Raw genomic sequence first — 18664 nt, forward strand, 5'->3', positions numbered from 1 at the left:
CAGGTAAAAACCGGCAACCTGAAACCTGATAGGAGACTTGGCCCTTGAGGCCGTCGGACTGATAAGGCCAGGTTGCGCGGATACCCATCAGGGCCAGAGGGTTAGACCTCGTTAATAGGCCGTATATATGATTGCAGTTATCTTTGTTTGCAAATTAACAAAACAGGCTCTTGCAAAACGGGGCGGACCATATAAGCCTCCTAGCTTGTTTGTCAAATATAAGGGTGTCCTATTTTCTATTTGAAAAACAAACAACCAACCAAGTACAGCCCAAAGATCAAAAAACCAAATACATGTGACAATACCCCTCCAGAACGATAAAACCACAAGATGCAAATACACCCCTGCCATATGACAAAAGTTATTGCTGCATAAAGCCCTCCGAGTAAAAAGCCATATGGATTTAGCACTCCATTATTCACAATTGAAGGCACTTGAGAATACAATAGAATAAGCCAGTTGGTTACTACGATGAAGTAAGCAACCATCATTGCCAATTTACACTTTTTTGCACTCATCTTGGCCAATAGCCCTACGGCTTCAAGTAAGCTCGAACATTACAGTGAAACCATTTCTCTGTCACCGTATCATAGAATTTGGGTTTCTTGTATTTATCCGTCAACCCCGCTTTTAGGTCAGCCTCTTTCTGTTCCATGTAGTCTTGCCACATCGCTATATCCTTATCTACATATGGTTTAGCCCGATAGTGGTACTTTTCGAATATATAACCTCCACAATCAACTGCTTTAGATTTATCATTTTTAAGAATCCAAGATATAAAAACCTCATTCTCATTCAAAATACTAAAATAAATAGCTCCCTGAAAATTATCAGGCAAACCTTCCTTGACCTTCACTTTCTTTTCTATCCAGTCCCCTTCCTCTTCAAACTTCCAGCGAACCAGTCCATACTCAGGAGTATCCTTGATTGGAACAGAGCCAATAATGCTAAAGTCTTTTGACTTAAAGGGTATTATCATTTTTCCTTTATGGAATATATACTGATCCAGTTCATTTAACACTTCAGTAAAGTAGAGACTACTCTCAGTATCATTATGAACACCGATACTGTAAAAGTTTCTGCCAAATGCACTGCAACCACTCATCAAACTACTCACCATTAGAAGCAGATAAATAGCAGCATAGGTATTGAACTTACTTTTAACCATCGCCAAATACTCCATTCTCATCCAGCCAGACCTGATACAGATCCATATTAACTGTTCCACGGAAATTACCGTCGGGTTTGCTCTGAATCATATGCTCAAGATCAGGAAATTGAGGTGCAGTTCTCTGCCGTTCTGACTCTCGGGCAGCCTGATACTGAACACACCGGTTATCCACTTTCCTCTCGCACTTGGATGTAGGGGTAGGTTTAAAGTCAGGATCATTCGGATAATAGATAGCTCTATCCTCATTACCCAGTTTGCCCAGCCAGCCTCTCTCATCATGAATAACAGGCTTCTCAACGACTTTATGTTCATCTTTCAAATCACCCAGCTCAACACCTGCGCTCAATGCTTGATGATACATCCACTGCAAAGCTATATCTGAAAGGTCACTATCGCCATAACCACCACCTATATCAGAATGTGCACCAACAAAGCCCTGTTCAACAATATTGCCGCCGGAAGAAATATCGGCTCCCTCATTGGGCGATACTGAGGAAAGAGGAAATAAAGCTCTATGTTCATTGAGTGCTACAGCATGAGCTACATGGCCAATACGGCTATCAACGGAGAAGTCATAGCCAATATCTGTGCTATTCCCTGCCAGTCCCATTGAACCGACTGTATCAAACAGCCCCATAAAGCGAACATTCAGGGGATTGCATTCACTGACATTAGCCCAATGATTATTATCAATGCGTTCAAAGATCTCGTTAGAGAACTCCCTGGCAGCTGCAGCCCCACGACTGAACCCTACAATGTCAATAGTTCGATCCCATGAGTCCCGCCTTAAAAGAACATCGAGCATATAAAGAGCGTCGTTTACCCTCTCACGAGAGCCCAGGCCAGTCGCACCGCCAATGATATAGTCCAGCCAGCCATCAGTTCCTACACCCGGTTGATACAACACATCATCCTCAGAATATGCCTCCTCGTAATACCTCCTGAAGTATGAGACATTTGTTTCTGCTTCCGCATTAAGACCACCCAGATCATCTGCATCATTCCCCGTCCCATCAAAAGCAAACAAAAACAGTCCCAATGGATCTGTGCTGACCAGCGGATTACTGTTCACATAGGCATAGGTATTGATGCCGCCTCTCAACCCTATGGGGTCACTCTGGCTGTAGCGCCCGGTTTCCGGGTCGTAGTAACGGTGGTAGTTGTAGAACAAACCGCTTTCATGATCGTAGTACTGGCCTGCGAAACGCAGGTTGATTTCCGTCTCCTTGCCATCACCGTCCGGGTCTTGGTTGGCCTGCCCCATCCCAAAAGCATCGCTTTGCCATTGCCAGACAATGGTTTGCTGGTCATTGGTCGCTTTTCTGGGAGTATTCAGATGATCCGTATGAAGGTAGGTGATTTGTTGACCTTTAGAATCATCCGTCATTGTCATGGCTACCGGCACCTGGTTCATCCACAGGTAGTTTTTGTGAGTCTCTTTCCCTGTCTGGCTGTCGACTCGGGTTTCCGCCATCAACTGGCCACTGAGGCCGTAATGGTAAACGGTATGTACCGGGCCATCGGCAGATGGCGTCATTTTATGGGTGCGCTGGCCCAGTGCGTTATAGGCGTAAGTGCCTGTTAGCTGGAAGTTGATGTAGGTCGCTACTATCTGGTTCCGGCGGTTATAGATATGCCTTCGATCCCTGGCCGCTGAGGTTTCGACCAGGGTACTGCCTGACCCACTGAGCAAGACCTGGGTGCTGCCATAAGATTGCAATCGGTTGCTATTGGCCAGGTAGTCTGCGCTCCAGATGGCGGGTTTTTGTCCTGGTTCTCCCATTCTGTGTTCGGTCCGGTTTCCAGCTTTGTCGTATTGGTAAAACTGCTCGTCGCTGACCCGGCTATCCAGTTCGGCAGTCAAGCGTGACAGTGCATCGTACTTAAAATGTCGTTCACTGCCATCATCCAGCTGGATGCTTTCAATACTGTCAAAGGCATCATAACCATAAACCTGTTCCCAAAGTGTCTGACCTGGTTTGGGCTGGCTGGATGATGCCAGCATCAAGGCCGAGAGCCGACCGTCGGCATCAAAGCTTCTGTCCATCCACAGGCCATTGCCGTACCGCCAGCTACTGACGCCACTGAATGACTCGTGTTTCACCTTGTCTACCAGAGTTCTTTTTTCGCTATGGCCATTCTGAGTTCCCACTATCCGGGTCTCAATAGCTTCCAGACGATTCGTATCCAAACAATTCTGCCCTGGTATAAAATTTGGATCATTTGGATAATAAATATCCCTGTCCCCACGGGCCAAGATACCTCTTTTGTCATGGATCAATGGATTCTCGACGGTTTTGTACTCATCATCAAGACCCCCCATTGAAACACCAGCAGACTCTTCCTGCTGAACCATCCACTGAAGAGGGATATCGGATAAATCACCTTCTTTCCAACCTCCACCAATATCGGAATGATCTCCTATGAAGCCCTGCTCTACAATCTGGCCAGAAGTCAAAGAAGCACCTTCGACTGGTGAAACTGAAGTGAGTGGGAATAATGCTCTGTGTTCATTTAATGCTACTGCGTGAGCCACATGCCCTATTCTGCTATCCACTCTGAAGGCATAACCAATATTGACATGATTCCCAAGTAACCCTATTGATCCTACAGTATCAAAAATTTCATTTGAGAATTCACGTGCTATTGAAGCTCCACGACTGAAACCAACAATATCAATATTTCTATCCCATGTGTCATCTGCTACCAATCTATCCAGTCGATTAAGTGCACGATTGACTTTATCTCTAGACTCTGAATATTGCTGGTCCGATAGTATTTTAGGAATATCCAGGCCATCATCGTTGATGTAAGCCTTGCTCTCAGTATCATCAAACTCATCAATAACCTTAAAAATCTCAAGAAAATTATGCGGTTGTCTCTGCAATGAAAGCTGTAAAAGTAATCAGTACTGTACTTCTCGCCTCTACCCTGTACGGCTGCGCCGCCCCCCAGGTGGCTCTGGAGAAGAAAGACCTGGATGTTCAGACCCAGATGTCTGACACCATCTTCCTTGATCCGGTATCAGCCAGTAAAAAGACGGTCTTTATCCAGATCAGGAATACCTCTGACAGGCAACAGCTGCAAATCACCGACGCCATCTCCAGCAATATCCAGAGTAAAGGCTACAAGCTTCTGGATGATCCGGATGCCGCTCATTACCTTCTGCAGGTGAATATTCTGCAAGCGGGTAAAACCGATCCGGCTGCTGCCGAGCGTGCCCTGGCCTCAGGTTATGGCAGTGTCGTTGTGGGTGCTGCCGCCGGTTATGCGGTGGGTGGTAGTGGCAATTCGGCAACAGCAGGCGGACTGCTTTTTGGTGCAACGGAGTTAATTGCCAACAGCCTGGTCAAGGATGTCACCTACTCGCTGATCACCGATATTCAGCTCTCGGAAAAAGCCAGAGGCAGTGTTTCCAGCAATAGCACTCACAGCCTGAAGCAGGGCAACAGCGGCTCCACCCAGGTTCAGTACAGTGAAGTGGGCGAGCAGAAGAAATACCAGACCCACGTCGTTTCTACCGCTAACAAGGTCAATCTGAAATTTGAAGAAGCCTTGCCTGAGCTTAAGAAAGGGCTTTCGAATTCAATTTCAGGTTTGTTGTAAGCCGTCATGCCACTTCATGAGGTATGGAGTGGCGCAAGCTTTTTATCATTTCATTTTTTACTCAGCTCAACCTCTATTCGCTTACGTTCAAAGTTTATATAAGAGAGAGGATTGCAGATATAGGCCTCACGAGGGTCATCTTCACTAAAATTAATATGCTTGAACTTTTCAACCACATCTGAATAGTATTTATCAACCAGCCAGCCACCACACTCTATGACCTTACGTCTTTTTCTCTTATCTTTAAGAAACCAAGTTAGACGAGACTGATCTTCAGGAAGAATACTAACAATAAGCCCTGCAGTATAACGCCAAGGCATGAATGTGAGTTTAAATGATATTGAGTCAGGTAATGAATCACTTATATCCAACGTTATATCTCGCTCATTACTCTCATCACCTAGGGTAATCGTCAAGTAAGAAGGTACTCGGCTGACTGCTGCGCCAATACTTTTAGTAGCTGCTGGCAAGAATGGGCGAGTTCTCTGCATTGCAACAACATAACTGTTATTATCCACTACAGAAAAGCTGCTAAATGACTCACTAGTACTGTTTTGAAATCTAAAGGTCGGTGATTGTTCTGAAAACACAAACCACACGCCCCAAATAAAAAGCATCAAAGTAGCCACTAAAGCTGTCCACCATCTTACATACCTCTTCACACCTATACTCCTTCAGGCAAATCAATATTTATGGAGAGGGTTTCTTTCAGCCATTTCTGATACTCGACCATATCCACAGTGCCACGTATATTGCCCTGATTACCGTCCGGATTTTCGATCAGCATGTGGTCAAGGTTTGGGAATTGCGGGGCTGTCTTCTGCCTCTGAGTAGCAGGTGGTAACCAACCTACACATCCACCCTTATATGGTCGCTTGCAAAATGCTTCTTCCCAATCAGGGTCATTTTCATAGAAAATTTTTCGATCACCATTATTGGGGTAAATAAAGCCTTCATCACCTGTTCGCTCATCATGCAGAACAGGTTTATCAATCAGTTCATGCTCTTTCTTCAAAGGTACAAGCTGTAACTGAGCTCTTTCTGCCTGCTTTAACATCCATTGGAGAGGGGCATCAGATAAATCACCATTCGCATATCCACCACCAACATCTGTATGGGCTCCGATAAATCCCTGCTCAACTATATTATTATCACTTCCTGCATTATGTTCATCTCGTTCCACTGATGACAAAGAGAAAAAACTACGATGTTCATTAAGAGCTACAGCATGAGCAACATGCTCAATACGTGGATCTGTCGTAAGATCAAAGTCACCATTATCAGAGTCGCCCGGCTCTCCCAAAGAACCTACAGTATCGAAAATACCCATAAAACGAATTTTTACTGTGGGCAGAGGAGAGCACAAGTCTCGGTCTGGAGACTGCTTTGTATACAGATTGTCGTAATAGCCGCTATCAATGCGCTCATAGACATCATTACTGAACTCACGAGCTATGGCTGCCCCACGACTAAAACCCACAATATCAATGATACCATCTGAAAAGAATGGATTATCTTCCCTAATCAAACGATCGACTTCTTCTAAAGCATCATCCACTCTGCTACGCGCACCTTTACCAAATATCCCACCTAAGCCTGTATCTGCGCCTCCGTCTGTCCCAACCCCTCGCAAGTAAAATGATGATCCATCACCATACGTATCTTCATAATAATCCTGAAACAGTGCGACATTCGTCAGGGTTTGACCTTTCTTAATATTATCCCTGTCCATCCCCGTCCCATCAAAAGCAAACAAAAACAGCCCTAATGGATCTGTGCTGACCAGCGGATTACTGTTCACATAGGCATAGGTATTGATGCCGCCTCTCAACCCTATGGGGTCACTCTGGCTGTAGCGCCCGGTTTCCGGGTCGTAGTAACGGTGGTAGTTGTAGAACAAACCGCTTTCATGATCGTAGTACTGGCCTGCGAAACGCAGGTTGATTTCCGTCTCCTTGCCATCACCGTCCGGGTCTTGGTTGGCCTGCCCCATCCCAAAAGCATCGCTTTTCCATTGCCAGACAATAGTTTGCTGGTCATTGGTCGCTTTTCTGGGAGTATTCAGATGATCCGTATGAAGGTAGGTGATCTGCTGACCTTTGGAGTCATCCGCCATCGCTACTGGCACCCGGTTCAACCACAGGTAGTTTTTATGGATCTCTTTCCCTGTCTGGCTATCGATCCGGGTTTCCGCCATCAACTGGCCACTGAGGCCGTAATGGTAAACGGTATGTACCGGGCCATCAGTAGATGGAATCATCTTGTGGGTACGCTGGCCCAGTGCGTTATAGGCGTAAGTGCCTGTTAGCTGGAAGTTGATGTAGGTCGCTACTATCTGGTTCCGGCGGTTATAGATATGCCTTCGATCCCTGGCCGCTGAGGTTTCGACCAGGGTACTGCCTGACCCACTGAGCAAGACCTGGGTGCTGCCATAAGATTGCAATCGGTTGCTATTGGCCAGGTAGTCTGCGCTCCAGATGGCGGGTTTTTGTCCTGGTTCTCCCATTCTGTGTTCGGTCCGGTTTCCAGCTTTGTCGTATTGGTAAAACTGCTCGTCGCTGACCCGGCTATCCAGTTCGGCAGTCAAGCGTGACAGTGCATCGTACTTAAAATGTCGTTCACTGTCATCGTCCAGCCAGATGGTTTCAATACTGTCAAAGGCATTATAACCATAAACCTGTTCCCAAAGTGTCTGATCCGGTGTGGGCTGGCTGGATGATGCCAGCATCAAGGCCGAGAGCCGCCCGTCGGCATCAAAGTCTCTGTCCATCCACAGGCCATTGCCGTATCGCCAGCTACTGACACCACTGAATGACTGATGCTTCACCTTATCTACTAAAGTCTTTTGGACTCCTGCCAGTTGGGTCTCAATACCCTTCAGACGATTTGTATCATAGCGGTAGTTTAACTGTTGGCTATTGGGATAGGTGACCCCCAGCAACTGGCCTGCCTTGCCATACTGATAGCTCAGTGTGTAGACGTAAGACTGATCATTCAACTCAAAGCTGCGACGATCCGTGAGGGTATTGCCAAAGTCATCGTAGCCATATGCAATCTTGCCACTGCCATCTTCAATAGAGGTCAACTGCCCTGTACCATTACCATGAACACCGTCTGTCTGGTCGTACTGGTAGCGGATATCCGACCCTGTGCCTGGATAATCGATAGCCACCAGACGATTCAGCAGGTCGTATTCAAACTGAATGCTCGTTCCTGTCACAGTTAGAAATAACAGAGCTCCCCAGATGACAGGAGCAAAAAATAACAACGGAAAAGTCAGACAATCAGCTTACGCTATGAAATAAACGACTACAGGTAAACAACCCCTGTACCCATTGCTGCCCCATTTCCCGAGCAAAAGTTTTCATGGCTTCTAAGAGGCTGTCCGAGAATAGCGCCCGTAGCGAGGATGGCAGAAAATTGAGGATAAAAATTCCGTTTTGTGAGGTGAATAGCGGGGCTATTTGCCGAACAAAACGGAATTTTTAGACCAATTTGCTGCCACCGCAGTAGGGCAGTCTATTCTCGGACAGGCTCCTAGCTAGCTTGTTTGTCAAATATAAGGGTGTCCTATTTTCTATTTGAAAAAAAAACAACCAAGTACAGCCCAAAGATCAAAAAACCAAATACATGTGACAATACCCCTCCAGAACGATAAAACCACAAGATGCAAATACACCCCTGCCATATGACAAAAGTTATTGCTGCATAAAGCCCTCCGAGTAAAAAGCCATATGGATTTAGCACTCCATTATTCACAATTGAAGGCACTTGAGAATACAATAGAATAAGCCAGTTGGTTACTACGATGAAGTAAGCAACCATCATTGCCAATTTACACTTTTTTGCACTCATCTTGGCCAATAGCCCTACGGCTTCAAGTAAGCTCGAACATTACAGTGAAACCATTTCTCTGTCACCGTATCATAGAATTTGGGTTTCTTGTATTTATCCGTCAACCCCGCTTTTAGGTCAGCCTCTTTCTGTTCCATGTAGTCTTGCCACATGGCTATATCTTTATCTACATATGGTTTAGCCCGATAGTGGTACTTTTCGAATATATAGCCTCCACAATCAACTGCTTTAGATTTATCATTTTTAAGAATCCAAGATATAAAAACCTCATTCTCATTCAAAATACTAAAATAAATAGCTCCCTGAAAATTATCAGGCAAACCTTCCTTGACCTTCACTTTCTTTTCTATCCAGTCCCCTTCCTCTTCAAACTTCCAGCGAACCAGTCCATACTCAGGAGTATCCTTGATTGGAACAGAGCCAATAATGCTAAAGTCTTTTGACTTAAAGGGTATTATCATTTTTCCTTTATGGAATATATACTGATCCAGTTCATTTAACACTTCAGTAAAGTAGAGACTACTCTCAGTATCATTATGAACACCGATACTGTAAAAGTTTCTGCCAAATGCACTGCAACCACTCATCAAACTACTCACCATTAGAAGCAGATAAATAGCAGCATAGGTATTGAACTTACTTTTAACCATCGCCAAATACTCCATTCTCATCCAGCCAGACCTGATACAGATCCATATTAACTGTTCCACGGAAATTACCGTCGGGTTTGCTCTGAATCATATGCTCAAGATCAGGAAATTGAGGTGCAGTTCTCTGCCGTTCTGACTCTCGGGCAGCCTGATACTGAACACACCGGTTATCCACTTTCCTCTCGCACTTGGATGTAGGGGTAGGTTTAAAGTCAGGATCATTCGGATAATAGATAGCTCTATCCTCATTACCCAGTTTGCCCAGCCAGCCTCTCTCATCATGAATAACAGGCTTCTCAACGACTTTATGTTCATCTTTCAAATCACCCAGCTCAACACCTGCGCTCAATGCTTGATGATACATCCACTGCAAAGCTATATCTGAAAGGTCACTATCGCCATAACCACCACCTATATCAGAATGTGCACCAACAAAGCCCTGTTCAACAATATTGCCGCCGGAAGAAATATCGGCTCCCTCATTGGGCGATACTGAGGAAAGAGGAAATAAAGCTCTATGTTCATTGAGTGCTACAGCATGAGCTACATGGCCAATACGGCTATCAACGGAGAAGTCATAGCCAATATCTGTGCTATTCCCTGCCAGTCCCATTGAACCGACTGTATCAAACAGCCCCATAAAGCGAACATTCAGGGGATTGCATTCACTGACATTAGCCCAATGATTATTATCAATGCGTTCAAAGATCTCGTTAGAGAACTCCCTGGCAGCTGCAGCCCCACGACTGAACCCTACAATGTCAATAGTTCGATCCCATGAGTCCCGCCTTAAAAGAACATCGAGCATATAAAGAGCGTCGTTTACCCTCTCACGAGAGCCCAGGCCAGTCGCACCGCCAATGATATAGTCCAGCCAGCCATCAGTTCCTACACCTGGTTGATAAAGCACATCATCTCGGGAATAGGCATCTTGATAATACCGCCTGAAGAGTGAAACATTTGTTTCTGCTTCCGCATTAAGACCACCCAGATCATCTGATCATTCCCCGTCCCATCAAAAGCAAACAAAAACAGTCCCAATGGATCTGTGCTGACCAGCGGATTACTGTTCACATAGGCATAGGTATTGATGCCGCCTCTCAACCCTATGGGGTCACTCTGGCTGTAGCGCCCGGTTTCCGGGTCGTAGTAACGGTGGTAGTTGTAGAACAAACCGCTTTCATGATCGTAGTACTGGCCTGCGAAGCGCAGGTTGATTTCCGTCTCCTTGCCATCACCGTCCGGGTCTTGGTTGGCCAGACCCATCCCAAAAGCATCGCTGTTCCATTGCCAGACAATAGTTTGCTGGTCATTGGTCGCTTTTCTGGGAGTATTCAGATGATCCGTATGAAGGTAGGTGATCTGCTGACCTTTGGAGTCATCCGCCATCGCTACTGGCACCCGGTTCAACCACAGGTAGTTTTTATGGATCTCTTTCCCTGTCTGGCTATCGATCCGGGTTTCCGCCATCAACTGGCCACTGAGGCCGTAATGGTAAACGGTATGTACCGGGCCATCAGTAGATGGAATCATCTTGTGGGTACGCTGACCCAGTGCGTTATAGGCGTAAGTGCCTGTTAGCTGGAAGTTGATGTAGGTCGCTACTATCTGGTTCCGGCGGTTATAGATATGCCTTCGATCCCTGGCCGCTGAGGTTTCGACCAGGGTACTGCCTGACCCACTGAGCAAGACCTGGGTGCTGCCATAAGATTGCAATCGGTTGCTATTGGCCAGGTAGTCTGCGCTCCAGATGGCGGGTTTTTGTCCTGGTTCTCCCATTCTGTGTTCGGTCCGGTTTCCAGCTTTGTCGTATTGGTAAAACTGCTCGTCGCTGACCCGGCTATCCAGTTCGGCAGTCAAGCGTGACAGTGCATCGTACTTAAAATGTCGTTCACTGCCATCATCCAGCTGGATGCTTTCAATACTGTCAAAGGCATCGTAGCCATAGACCTGTTCCCAAAGTGTCTGACCTGGTTTGGGCTGGCTGGATGATGCCAGCATCAAGGCCGAGAGCCGACCGTCGGCATCAAAGCTTCTGTCCATCCACAGGCCATTGCCGTACCGCCAGCCACTGACACCACTGAATGACTGATGCTTTACCTTATCTACTAAAGTCTTTTGGACTCCTGCCAGTTGTGTCTCAATACCCTTCAGACGATTTGCATCATAGCGGTAGTTCAACTGTTGCCCGTTGGGATAGGTGACTCCCAGCAACTTACTCGCCTTGCCATACTGATAGCTCAGTGTGTAGACGTAAGACTGATCATTCAACTCAAAGCTGCGGCGATCAGTGATGGTATTGCCAAAGTCATCGTAGCCGTATTCAATCTTGCCACTGCCATCCTCAATAGAGGTCAACTGCCCTGTACCATTACCATGAACACCGTCTGTCTGGTCGTACTGGTAGCGGATATCCGACCCTGTGCCTGGATAATCGATAGCCACCAGACGATTCAGCAGGTCGTATTCAAACTGAATGCTCGTTCCTGTCGCATGTTCAGCAGCATTTTCAGCAACGATGGAACGTCTCAGATGGCCAGAACCCGCCCGGATCTTGTTCCCGGCGCTGTCATAGTCGTAGACGATCACTCCGGTATCCGGGCTATCTACCTGAATGGTGTCACCAAAGCCATTGTAACGATAACGGGTAACCGCACCGTTGGCCGCCACCACTTCACTGATGCCACCCGTCTGACCATATTCAAACCGGGTAGAGCCGTTCATGGCGTCTATCACCTGGGTCAATTGACTGATGGCATTGTAATCATTGCGAGTGATGCGCTTTTCGTCTTTCCCTGCTTCGGTTGTGGTCAGAACATTCCCCAGTTTGTTATAGGCAAGCACCACTTCCTGCCCATGCTGTCCGAGCAGTTTGATCACTCTGCCCAGGGAATCCAGCGCCCGCTCACTCTGACGGATCAGGTTTCCTTTGCTGTCGTATACCAGTTGGGCAGTCCATTCACCACTGACTCTGGATGGCTCCAGGTTAATGCGCTCGCCCCAGTTATTGCGGATTTCAATGATTTGTCGAGCGTCGTTATAGTCGAATGACTGCCAGCTGCCGTCGGGCAGTGTGAGTCGGGTCACCAGCCCGTTGCGGTCGTAATCGATCTCTGTGGCTTCTGACAGCTCGCCAGTTTTGCTCTTGCGGGTGATTCGGGTGGCCAGTCCTGCTTTGTTATAGTCCAGGCTGACTTTCAGACCATTGGCCAGTGTCGCCTGGGTGGGCTGGCCATCACTGTTGTACTGGTCAATGGTGATGGTATGCCCCAGCGGGTTGACGACTTTCTCCAGCAGTCCACGGTCGTTAAAGCGGTAGGTGGTGATATCGTCCGAGCCATCAGCCAGAGGCTTTCTGGGGCCGTTGATCGCCAGAGTGGCAATCTGTCCGACATTTTGCTTACGAAGGTATAGCTATATGCCCAGTGGCGCTGATCACCATAGGTGGAATAGGGCAGGGTCTGTTGTGTCAGGTCGGTTTCAATACGACTCAGCAGCCTTCCCGCGTCGTTGTATTGAAAGTCGGCCTTGCGATAACTCTGCCAACGTCCCTGGTGGTAACGACTCAGGATTTCTTCGGTCACCAGTGGTAAAGTGTTATGCCAGCGTCTTTCAACGCGGGAAGTGCCTTCTACGGGTAACCACTGCCCTTGCTGACGAGTCAGTCCGTTATCCTGCCGGGTCACCAGGCCTCTCTGGTTGCGCTGGTATTCTGTGGCACTGCCTTCGGCATCTACCGCCAGACGCAGGTAGCCCTGTTCATTATATTGATGATCCTGGCGAACTTCCGGACAGGTCGGTGTTGCCTTACCGTCCACCCTGACCAACCTGCGATAACCGGGCCGTGCTGCTTCCAAATGAAAAACAGTCACCAGACCGGCTGCATTGGTCATGGCTACCGTGCCGTCACTTCTGTAGTCAAAGGTCAGTCGTTCAACGCCATTACCATGTTCACTAAGATTTGCACGACCGAGATCATCATAGCCCCAGGTGGCATAGCGCTTACCTTCCGCGTCGGTAATGCCGGTCAGGGCATGGTTGAGCTGTTGATTCTCGTAATGATAGGTTGCGGTATTGTGCTGCCAGAGCGCTGCAACTTGTGACCAGATGCTGTCGCCCAGTCGTTGGAATCCCTTGAGGTTGCCTTTTTCACTGTACTGAAAACGCAGAACAGTATTATTGGGCAGTTCAACCCGGCTGAGCCATGGTTTTTCGCTATGGCCTTCGTAATTAAACGTCAGTTGGTCGCCACGGCTGTCTGATACTGAAACCAGCTGGTTATTTTTATATGTCAGTTGATGAATAACGCCGTTAGGGTATTTGACAGATTGTAGCTGGCCAGCTTCATTATAGGTTTCAATGACCTGGTTCAAGGTGATGTAACGCCAGCCGCTTTCTGTTTTTTCCAGCTGATCCACGACCCCCTGACCGATCCAGCGATCCTGCTCAAGACGGAACAGATAGACAGAGCCGTCGTCACGAACTATCTTGCGGTAGGTATCGGATATTTGCCCTTCCAGATCAACCAGATCTGAAAGCTGCCGCTGGTAACTGTGTCGCCAGCCATGGCCCAGACTGGTTAACTTATTACTTTGTCGGCTGTTGTAATAGTGCTCGAATTTAAGGGGCGTTTCGCCATAATGCTGAAAGTCAGACTCAACCTGGAACTTGTTACCCGTACCAAAGTCAATAGGGTTGCCCGCCACCGTATAAGTGGGCGCGGTGGACACACCCCCTTGTGAAGAACCTCCCAGAGGATAAAAGTAACCCGGATCACCGCCCCCTGGCCCAAGACACATACCGCCACCACCGCCTCCACCCGGGTCAGGAAACAGATCGTCTATGGGTGGTACATTTCCGTCACCAGGCTGAGTATCACCACCATCCCCGTCGGAACCATCACCGCCACTACCATCAGAATCATCCGGCCCACCGCTATCTTTATGCCTGCCACTGCCCCCGGGAGCTGCCAGTCCCGGAGTTCCTTCCGGATAGAACCAGCCCTGGTAATAGTTGGAAGCCATCTCCTGCGCCATATCACCTATATGGTCAGTGATGACATCGCCGTACTGCTGGTAACCGGCCATCGCAGTGATCAGGCCAATACCAAGGATTGGCATATACTCCGCCATAGCCGCGCCAATCATTCGACGAGGGTTAGGTTTCTTTAAAAACTGATGACCTGACATCTCTACATCCCTGTATTATCTTTTTATGATTCTTCTGTTATTTTTAAGCGCCCAAACTAATTGATAGCTGACGTTTTCAAGGGCTGCTGGTACTCAATGGTCACCCGCCGATTCTGTTTTCGCCCTTCAGTCTGGCGGTTATCTGCAACAGGCTCCTCTTCTCCGTAGTGCTCAACATTAATCGTTAAACCTGCCAGGGCGTTATCACGTGTCAGTACTTGTTCCACTGCTCTGGCACGTGACTCAGAAAGCCGTTCATTGTCTTCCTCTGTGCCCACACTGTCGGTGTGACCTGCTATGGTGAGCCGGGTAGCGCCTGACTCAATCAGCTCATGCTTCAGCCTGAGCAGGTAATCGTTAGCGTTCTCATTCAATTCAGCCATCCCTGACTCGAACAGGATGTCGGGGATATTATCCAGCAGGGCTACTGTGGGATATTGCTTATCCAGTGTCAGAAGACGATGGTTAAAGGCCAGTTTCAGCTGCGGTCGGGTGCTGGCATCCAGTATCCGAAGGTAGCTCCTGGGCTCCCCATCCAGGTCGATGACATAAAACTGAACCAGCCACTGGTTCCCCTTGCTACCCGCCTGCCTGGCCAGAACATAGTGCTGACTGGACTCGTCACCCTCAAGCTGTTCAGAAAGATAAAGTTGCCAGGCAGTCAGGTCACCGCATTGTATCTGTTCGCACCGATAAACAACTTCAAAGCGGTCTTTTGCCAAACGATCCAGCATCTCCTGGTACAGATGCACCGCCGAGTCACTCATACTGTGGTCATTGATCCAGACCCGTGATTCACCCAGAGCCTCCAGTTTCAGGGAAGCCAGATAACCTTCATTGTCCCCTTTGAGATAATCCACCGGCCCGGCGACCAGTTCGACCCGGTCATATTTTTTGACGTCCTTCTGGAACACTGTGGACTCTGGAAATGCCTTAACCAGAGGGTGCGTTGCAGGAGAGGCCATAACAGGGGAAATAGCTGCAAATGTTAAAGCAGCCAATCCCCCCAGGGCTACACTTCCCAGTTTTTTATAAAGTGATTTCATCCTGATTACCCCCCGGTCGGCGGAGCGGGTATCCAATACTCACCACATCCCAGTAGTGGCCCGGCATGCAGTTTGCCCGAATCCACAGCATGAGCCTGGACGACATTGAGATTACCCGACACCTTCGCCTTTTCCTTGTTGTCGACATAGTCCTGATAGACCGATTTCAAATTAGCCAGTGTCGTATTCCTATAGTCAGTAATAGCTTCCCTGCAAGATGACCGGTCCACTGAAGCCATGGCATCGGCCACAGCCTGCTCACGAGTGGTAATCATTTGTCCAACAATTCTGATAGTGGCTTCCCTGACTGATCCCAGATCCATATTGGGTCGGTAACCGGGACTGGCTATCATTTTCTCGGTCTCTTTATCAATATGCTGGTTCTGCAATTCCTGAAAAGGCTCTAGCTCATTCAAGAGCGCATCCTGATGCTCTATAACCTTATCCACATCAAAGGCCATCACAGCAGTGGACGACAGTAAAAACAGAAGACAAGCGGTTTTATAAATTCTCACAATCGACACATTTGGTTTCATTCTTTTCACATCGAAAGTCGGTCTGCATTCGCACCACACTGCGCCCGGTCAAGGGAATCATAAAACGATTTTCCCCAAAAAGCCTTGCTAATGCCTGGCAGGCCAACCAATCTTGTGAAGCCCCCTGGCTCACCTGCAGAGTCCGCCATATGATAAAGTTCGCCACAGGCACCTCCATGTCATAGCAGTAACGACTGCGAATACCCAACAGGTTGGCGTCCTGCAAATCCACATCGACCCCATCAATGTCCTGCATGGTCTGGTCCCGGGCATCCATATTCTCTACCGGAATCTGATAAACAGACTCCTGTGCCAGTCGAAATTTTCCACCGTACCGGGAGAACGGACAACTGCTGCCCGAACAGGGCTCCAGCTCATTGAACCAGAATTAGCTCACAGATTTTACTGACGAGGCTCATTTAATAGCCCTCTGAGCCATTGCAGTGAGGGTGATGCACTTCTGATGGAGTACCAGTAAAGATAGGCACTGACCGATGGCAGTTCATAGGGCAGTGGAAGAATTTGCAGTCCCATATCCTGAGACAATTGTTGAGCGTAATCCTGCGGCAGGGTCAGCAATAAGTCTGAGCAGGAAGCCACCTGACAGCCTACCTGGTAGTCCCTCAAACGAAGGGCGATTGAGCGTCGTTTTTCCAGGCTGGCCAATTGCTGATCTTCATAACCAGGCCCTTCCCGGCGGGAGGACACCAGAATGTGTTTCTCCTTCAAATACTCTTCCATGGTCAGCTGTTTGGTTATCCGGCTGTGATTTTTTCGGGCAACGACAACCATTGGGGTTTTCTGCAGTAAGGTATATTCGATTTGGCGGCCCACCGGCAGAAGCACGTCAATGGCAAGGTCAATACTGCCTGCTCTTAACTCCTTTTCCACATGGTGACGATCAAGTTTCACACTATGGATCGAGATACCCGGAGCCTGCTGCTGTAATGCCATCATTAATGGTGGCAGCACAACAGTTTCCATCGCCTTATGAATGGCCAGAGTAAATGACAACTTACTGGTGGCTGGAACAAAGTCATCTCTCGGTGCCAGCACGCGCTCCAGGTCGCCAAGGACGGTGCGCAATTCCGGTAGAATTTCCCGGGTGTATGAAGAAGGCTGGAGGCCCCGTCCTTCACGGATAAACAGTGGATCGTCCAACTGCTCCCGAAGCCGGTTTAAGGCGTGGCTGACGGCGGGCTGGGTAAGGTTGAGCCGTCCTGCGGCACCGGTAATTGAGCCGGCAATGGCAATGGCTTCGAGCACTCTCAGAAGATTAAGGTCAAGTCTTGATATATGCATAATATTTATAGTTATTCATCAAAACTATTCATTTGATCGTGATTATCATCTACAGCAGCATAGAGGGCAATAACAATAACAGCGAGGCTTTCATGGATTTTTCCCATTCTGCCAAAGCGCAGGATTTTCTCCAGCGCACTCAGGCATTCATGAACGACAAAGTACTGCCAGCAGAAGAAGCGTATCATCAGGCGTTGTCCACCTCCGCAGACCACTCTGAGTGGCAGCAACCGGAAATCGTTGAAGAGTTAAAAAGACAGGCTCGCAGTGCAGGGCTCTGGAATATGTTTCTGCCCTGTGATGAATGGGGCGCAGGACTTACCAATACTGAGTATGCACCTATCGCCGAGGCCACTGGCTGGAGCTTGATGGCACCGGAGGTCTTTAACTGTAATGCGCCGGATACCGGCAATGCCGAAGTGCTCTGGAAATACGGCAGTGAGGAGCAAAAAGAACAATGGCTTAAACCGTTGCTGGCCGGGGAAATTCGTTCTGCGTTCTGTATGACCGAGCCAGAGGTTGCATCCAGTGATGCAACAAATATGGGTGCCACCTGTGTCATTGAGGGTGATGAGATAGTATTGAATGGTCGTAAATGGTGGAGCAGTGGTATAGGCCACCCTAACTGCAAGTTCGTTATCTTTATGGGCATTTCGAACCCTGAGGCAGATCGTCATCACCGTCACGCTATGGTTTTGGTGCCTTTGGATATGCCCGGTATAAAAATCGAGCGCATGTTAAGTGTCATGGGAGACTACGATGCACCATTTGGTCATGGTGAAGTGTCGTTTACTGATGTACGGTTACCGCTGTCTGCCTTTATTGGTGGCCCGGGCCGGGGGTTTGAAATTGCCCAGGGACGTCTCGGACCGGGTCGTATCCATCATTGCATGCGTTTGATTGGCTCTGCGGAAAAAGCACTCAAACTATTGTGTGAGCGGGGCCTGAGCCGCAAGGCGTTTGGTAAGCCTCTGGTGAAGTTGAATGGCAATCCTGATGTGATTGCCAATGCCCGGATCGGTATTGAACAGGCCCGGTTGCTCACTCTGAAAGCGGCATGGCTCATGGATACAAAAGGCATTATGGGCGCAATGAGTGAAGTGTCCCAGATCAAGGTGGTGGCCCCCAACGTTGCCCAGCAGGTGGTTGATGCGGCTATTCAGATGCACGGCGGTGGTGGTCTTTCCGATGATTTCCCGTTAACCCGTATGCTGGCAATGGCAAGGGTGCTGCGTTTAGCGGATGGGCCAGATGAAGTGCATCGTGGGTTGATTGCCAGGTTTGAACTGATGAAGTATCGATAACACGA

General features: G+C 48.2%; 14 protein-coding genes. 2 read left to right on the forward strand and 12 right to left on the reverse strand.

The annotated features are described in order from the left end of the window. Positions 1 to 532: 532 nt before the first annotated feature. A complete protein-coding gene (locus tag ACO6UX_RS10425; protein ID WP_422447341.1) occupies positions 533 to 1168 on the reverse strand; it encodes a hypothetical protein in 636 nt (211 codons plus the stop codon). Next, on the reverse strand, positions 1161 to 4058 hold the full coding sequence (locus tag ACO6UX_RS10430; RefSeq protein WP_422447343.1) for a phospholipase effector Tle1 domain-containing protein: 2898 nt from the start codon (positions 4056 to 4058) through the stop codon (positions 1161 to 1163). The genes ACO6UX_RS10425 and ACO6UX_RS10430 overlap by 8 nt, the downstream gene beginning before the upstream one ends. On the opposite strand from ACO6UX_RS10430, the gene ACO6UX_RS10435 reads away from it, so the two are divergent. Beyond that, entirely contained in the window at positions 4058 to 4777 is a 720-nt protein-coding gene (locus tag ACO6UX_RS10435; RefSeq protein ID WP_422447345.1) for a complement resistance protein TraT, read from the forward strand. The genes ACO6UX_RS10430 and ACO6UX_RS10435 overlap by 1 nt on opposite strands. A 50-nt stretch (positions 4778 to 4827) precedes the next feature. Here ACO6UX_RS10435 and ACO6UX_RS10440 read toward each other — a convergent pair whose 3' ends face one another. The 10 genes from ACO6UX_RS10440 to ACO6UX_RS10485 all read right to left on the reverse strand — a co-directional run bounded on the left by ACO6UX_RS10440 (position 4828) and on the right by ACO6UX_RS10485 (position 17355). Continuing rightward, a complete protein-coding gene (locus tag ACO6UX_RS10440; protein WP_422447347.1) occupies positions 4828 to 5439 on the reverse strand; it encodes a hypothetical protein in 612 nt (203 codons plus the stop codon). 2 nt (positions 5440 to 5441) lie between these two features. Continuing rightward, complete coding sequence (locus ACO6UX_RS10445; RefSeq protein WP_422447349.1) at positions 5442 to 7997, reverse strand: phospholipase effector Tle1 domain-containing protein; 2556 nt, start codon at positions 7995 to 7997, stop codon at positions 5442 to 5444. Between the two features lie 649 nt (positions 7998 to 8646). Next, entirely contained in the window at positions 8647 to 9282 is a 636-nt protein-coding gene (locus ACO6UX_RS10450; protein WP_422447341.1) for a hypothetical protein, read from the reverse strand. Next, positions 9275 to 10273, reverse strand: coding sequence for a phospholipase effector Tle1 domain-containing protein (locus tag ACO6UX_RS10455; protein ID WP_422447933.1), 999 nt, complete (start codon positions 10271 to 10273; stop codon positions 9275 to 9277). Before ACO6UX_RS10455 ends, ACO6UX_RS10450 begins: the two co-directional genes overlap by 8 nt. Then, positions 10171 to 12369 carry an RHS repeat-associated core domain-containing protein gene (locus tag ACO6UX_RS10460; protein ID WP_422447351.1) on the reverse strand — a complete coding sequence of 733 codons (2199 nt, stop codon included), beginning with the start codon at positions 12367 to 12369 and terminating at the stop codon, positions 10171 to 10173. The genes ACO6UX_RS10455 and ACO6UX_RS10460 overlap by 103 nt, the downstream gene beginning before the upstream one ends. Before the next feature lie 110 nt (positions 12370 to 12479). Beyond that, a complete protein-coding gene (locus tag ACO6UX_RS10465; protein WP_422447353.1) occupies positions 12480 to 14471 on the reverse strand; it encodes a DUF6531 domain-containing protein in 1992 nt (663 codons plus the stop codon). Positions 14472 to 14527: 56 nt separating this feature from the next. After that, positions 14528 to 15517, reverse strand: a complete 990-nt coding sequence (locus ACO6UX_RS10470; protein ID WP_422447355.1) for an OmpA family protein — start codon at positions 15515 to 15517, stop codon at positions 14528 to 14530. 5 nt (positions 15518 to 15522) lie between these two features. Further along, entirely contained in the window at positions 15523 to 16032 is a 510-nt protein-coding gene (locus ACO6UX_RS10475; protein ID WP_422447357.1) for a hypothetical protein, read from the reverse strand. Further along, entirely contained in the window at positions 16019 to 16330 is a 312-nt protein-coding gene (locus ACO6UX_RS10480; protein ID WP_422447359.1) for a hypothetical protein, read from the reverse strand. The genes ACO6UX_RS10475 and ACO6UX_RS10480 overlap by 14 nt, the downstream gene beginning before the upstream one ends. 125 nt (positions 16331 to 16455) lie before the next feature. After that, a complete protein-coding gene (locus ACO6UX_RS10485; protein ID WP_422447361.1) occupies positions 16456 to 17355 on the reverse strand; it encodes a LysR family transcriptional regulator in 900 nt (299 codons plus the stop codon). 92 nt (positions 17356 to 17447) lie between these two features. On the opposite strand from ACO6UX_RS10485, the gene ACO6UX_RS10490 reads away from it, so the two are divergent. Further along, positions 17448 to 18659 (forward strand): acyl-CoA dehydrogenase family protein, encoded by a 1212-nt coding sequence (locus tag ACO6UX_RS10490; RefSeq protein WP_422447363.1) that lies wholly within the window; start codon positions 17448 to 17450, stop codon positions 18657 to 18659. Positions 18660 to 18664 lie beyond the last annotated feature (5 nt).

The organism is Endozoicomonas sp. ALB091 (assembly GCF_049310265.1).
Classification (GTDB): domain Bacteria; phylum Pseudomonadota; class Gammaproteobacteria; order Pseudomonadales; family Endozoicomonadaceae; genus Endozoicomonas.

Coding starts and splice junctions, on each gene's coding strand:
- ACO6UX_RS10485 (WP_422447361.1), bottom strand. CDS start 17,355: ATGCATATATCAAGACTTGACCTTAATCTTCTGAGAGTGCTCGAAGCC.
- ACO6UX_RS10465 (WP_422447353.1), bottom strand. CDS start 14,471: ATGTCAGGTCATCAGTTTTTAAAGAAACCTAACCCTCGTCGAATGATT.
- ACO6UX_RS10450 (WP_422447341.1), bottom strand. CDS start 9,282: ATGGTTAAAAGTAAGTTCAATACCTATGCTGCTATTTATCTGCTTCTA.
- ACO6UX_RS10435 (WP_422447345.1), top strand. CDS start 4,058: ATGAAAGCTGTAAAAGTAATCAGTACTGTACTTCTCGCCTCTACCCTG.
- ACO6UX_RS10425 (WP_422447341.1), bottom strand. CDS start 1,168: ATGGTTAAAAGTAAGTTCAATACCTATGCTGCTATTTATCTGCTTCTA.
- ACO6UX_RS10470 (WP_422447355.1), bottom strand. CDS start 15,517: ATGAAATCACTTTATAAAAAACTGGGAAGTGTAGCCCTGGGGGGATTG.
- ACO6UX_RS10490 (WP_422447363.1), top strand. CDS start 17,448: ATGGATTTTTCCCATTCTGCCAAAGCGCAGGATTTTCTCCAGCGCACT.
- ACO6UX_RS10480 (WP_422447359.1), bottom strand. CDS start 16,330: ATGGATGCCCGGGACCAGACCATGCAGGACATTGATGGGGTCGATGTG.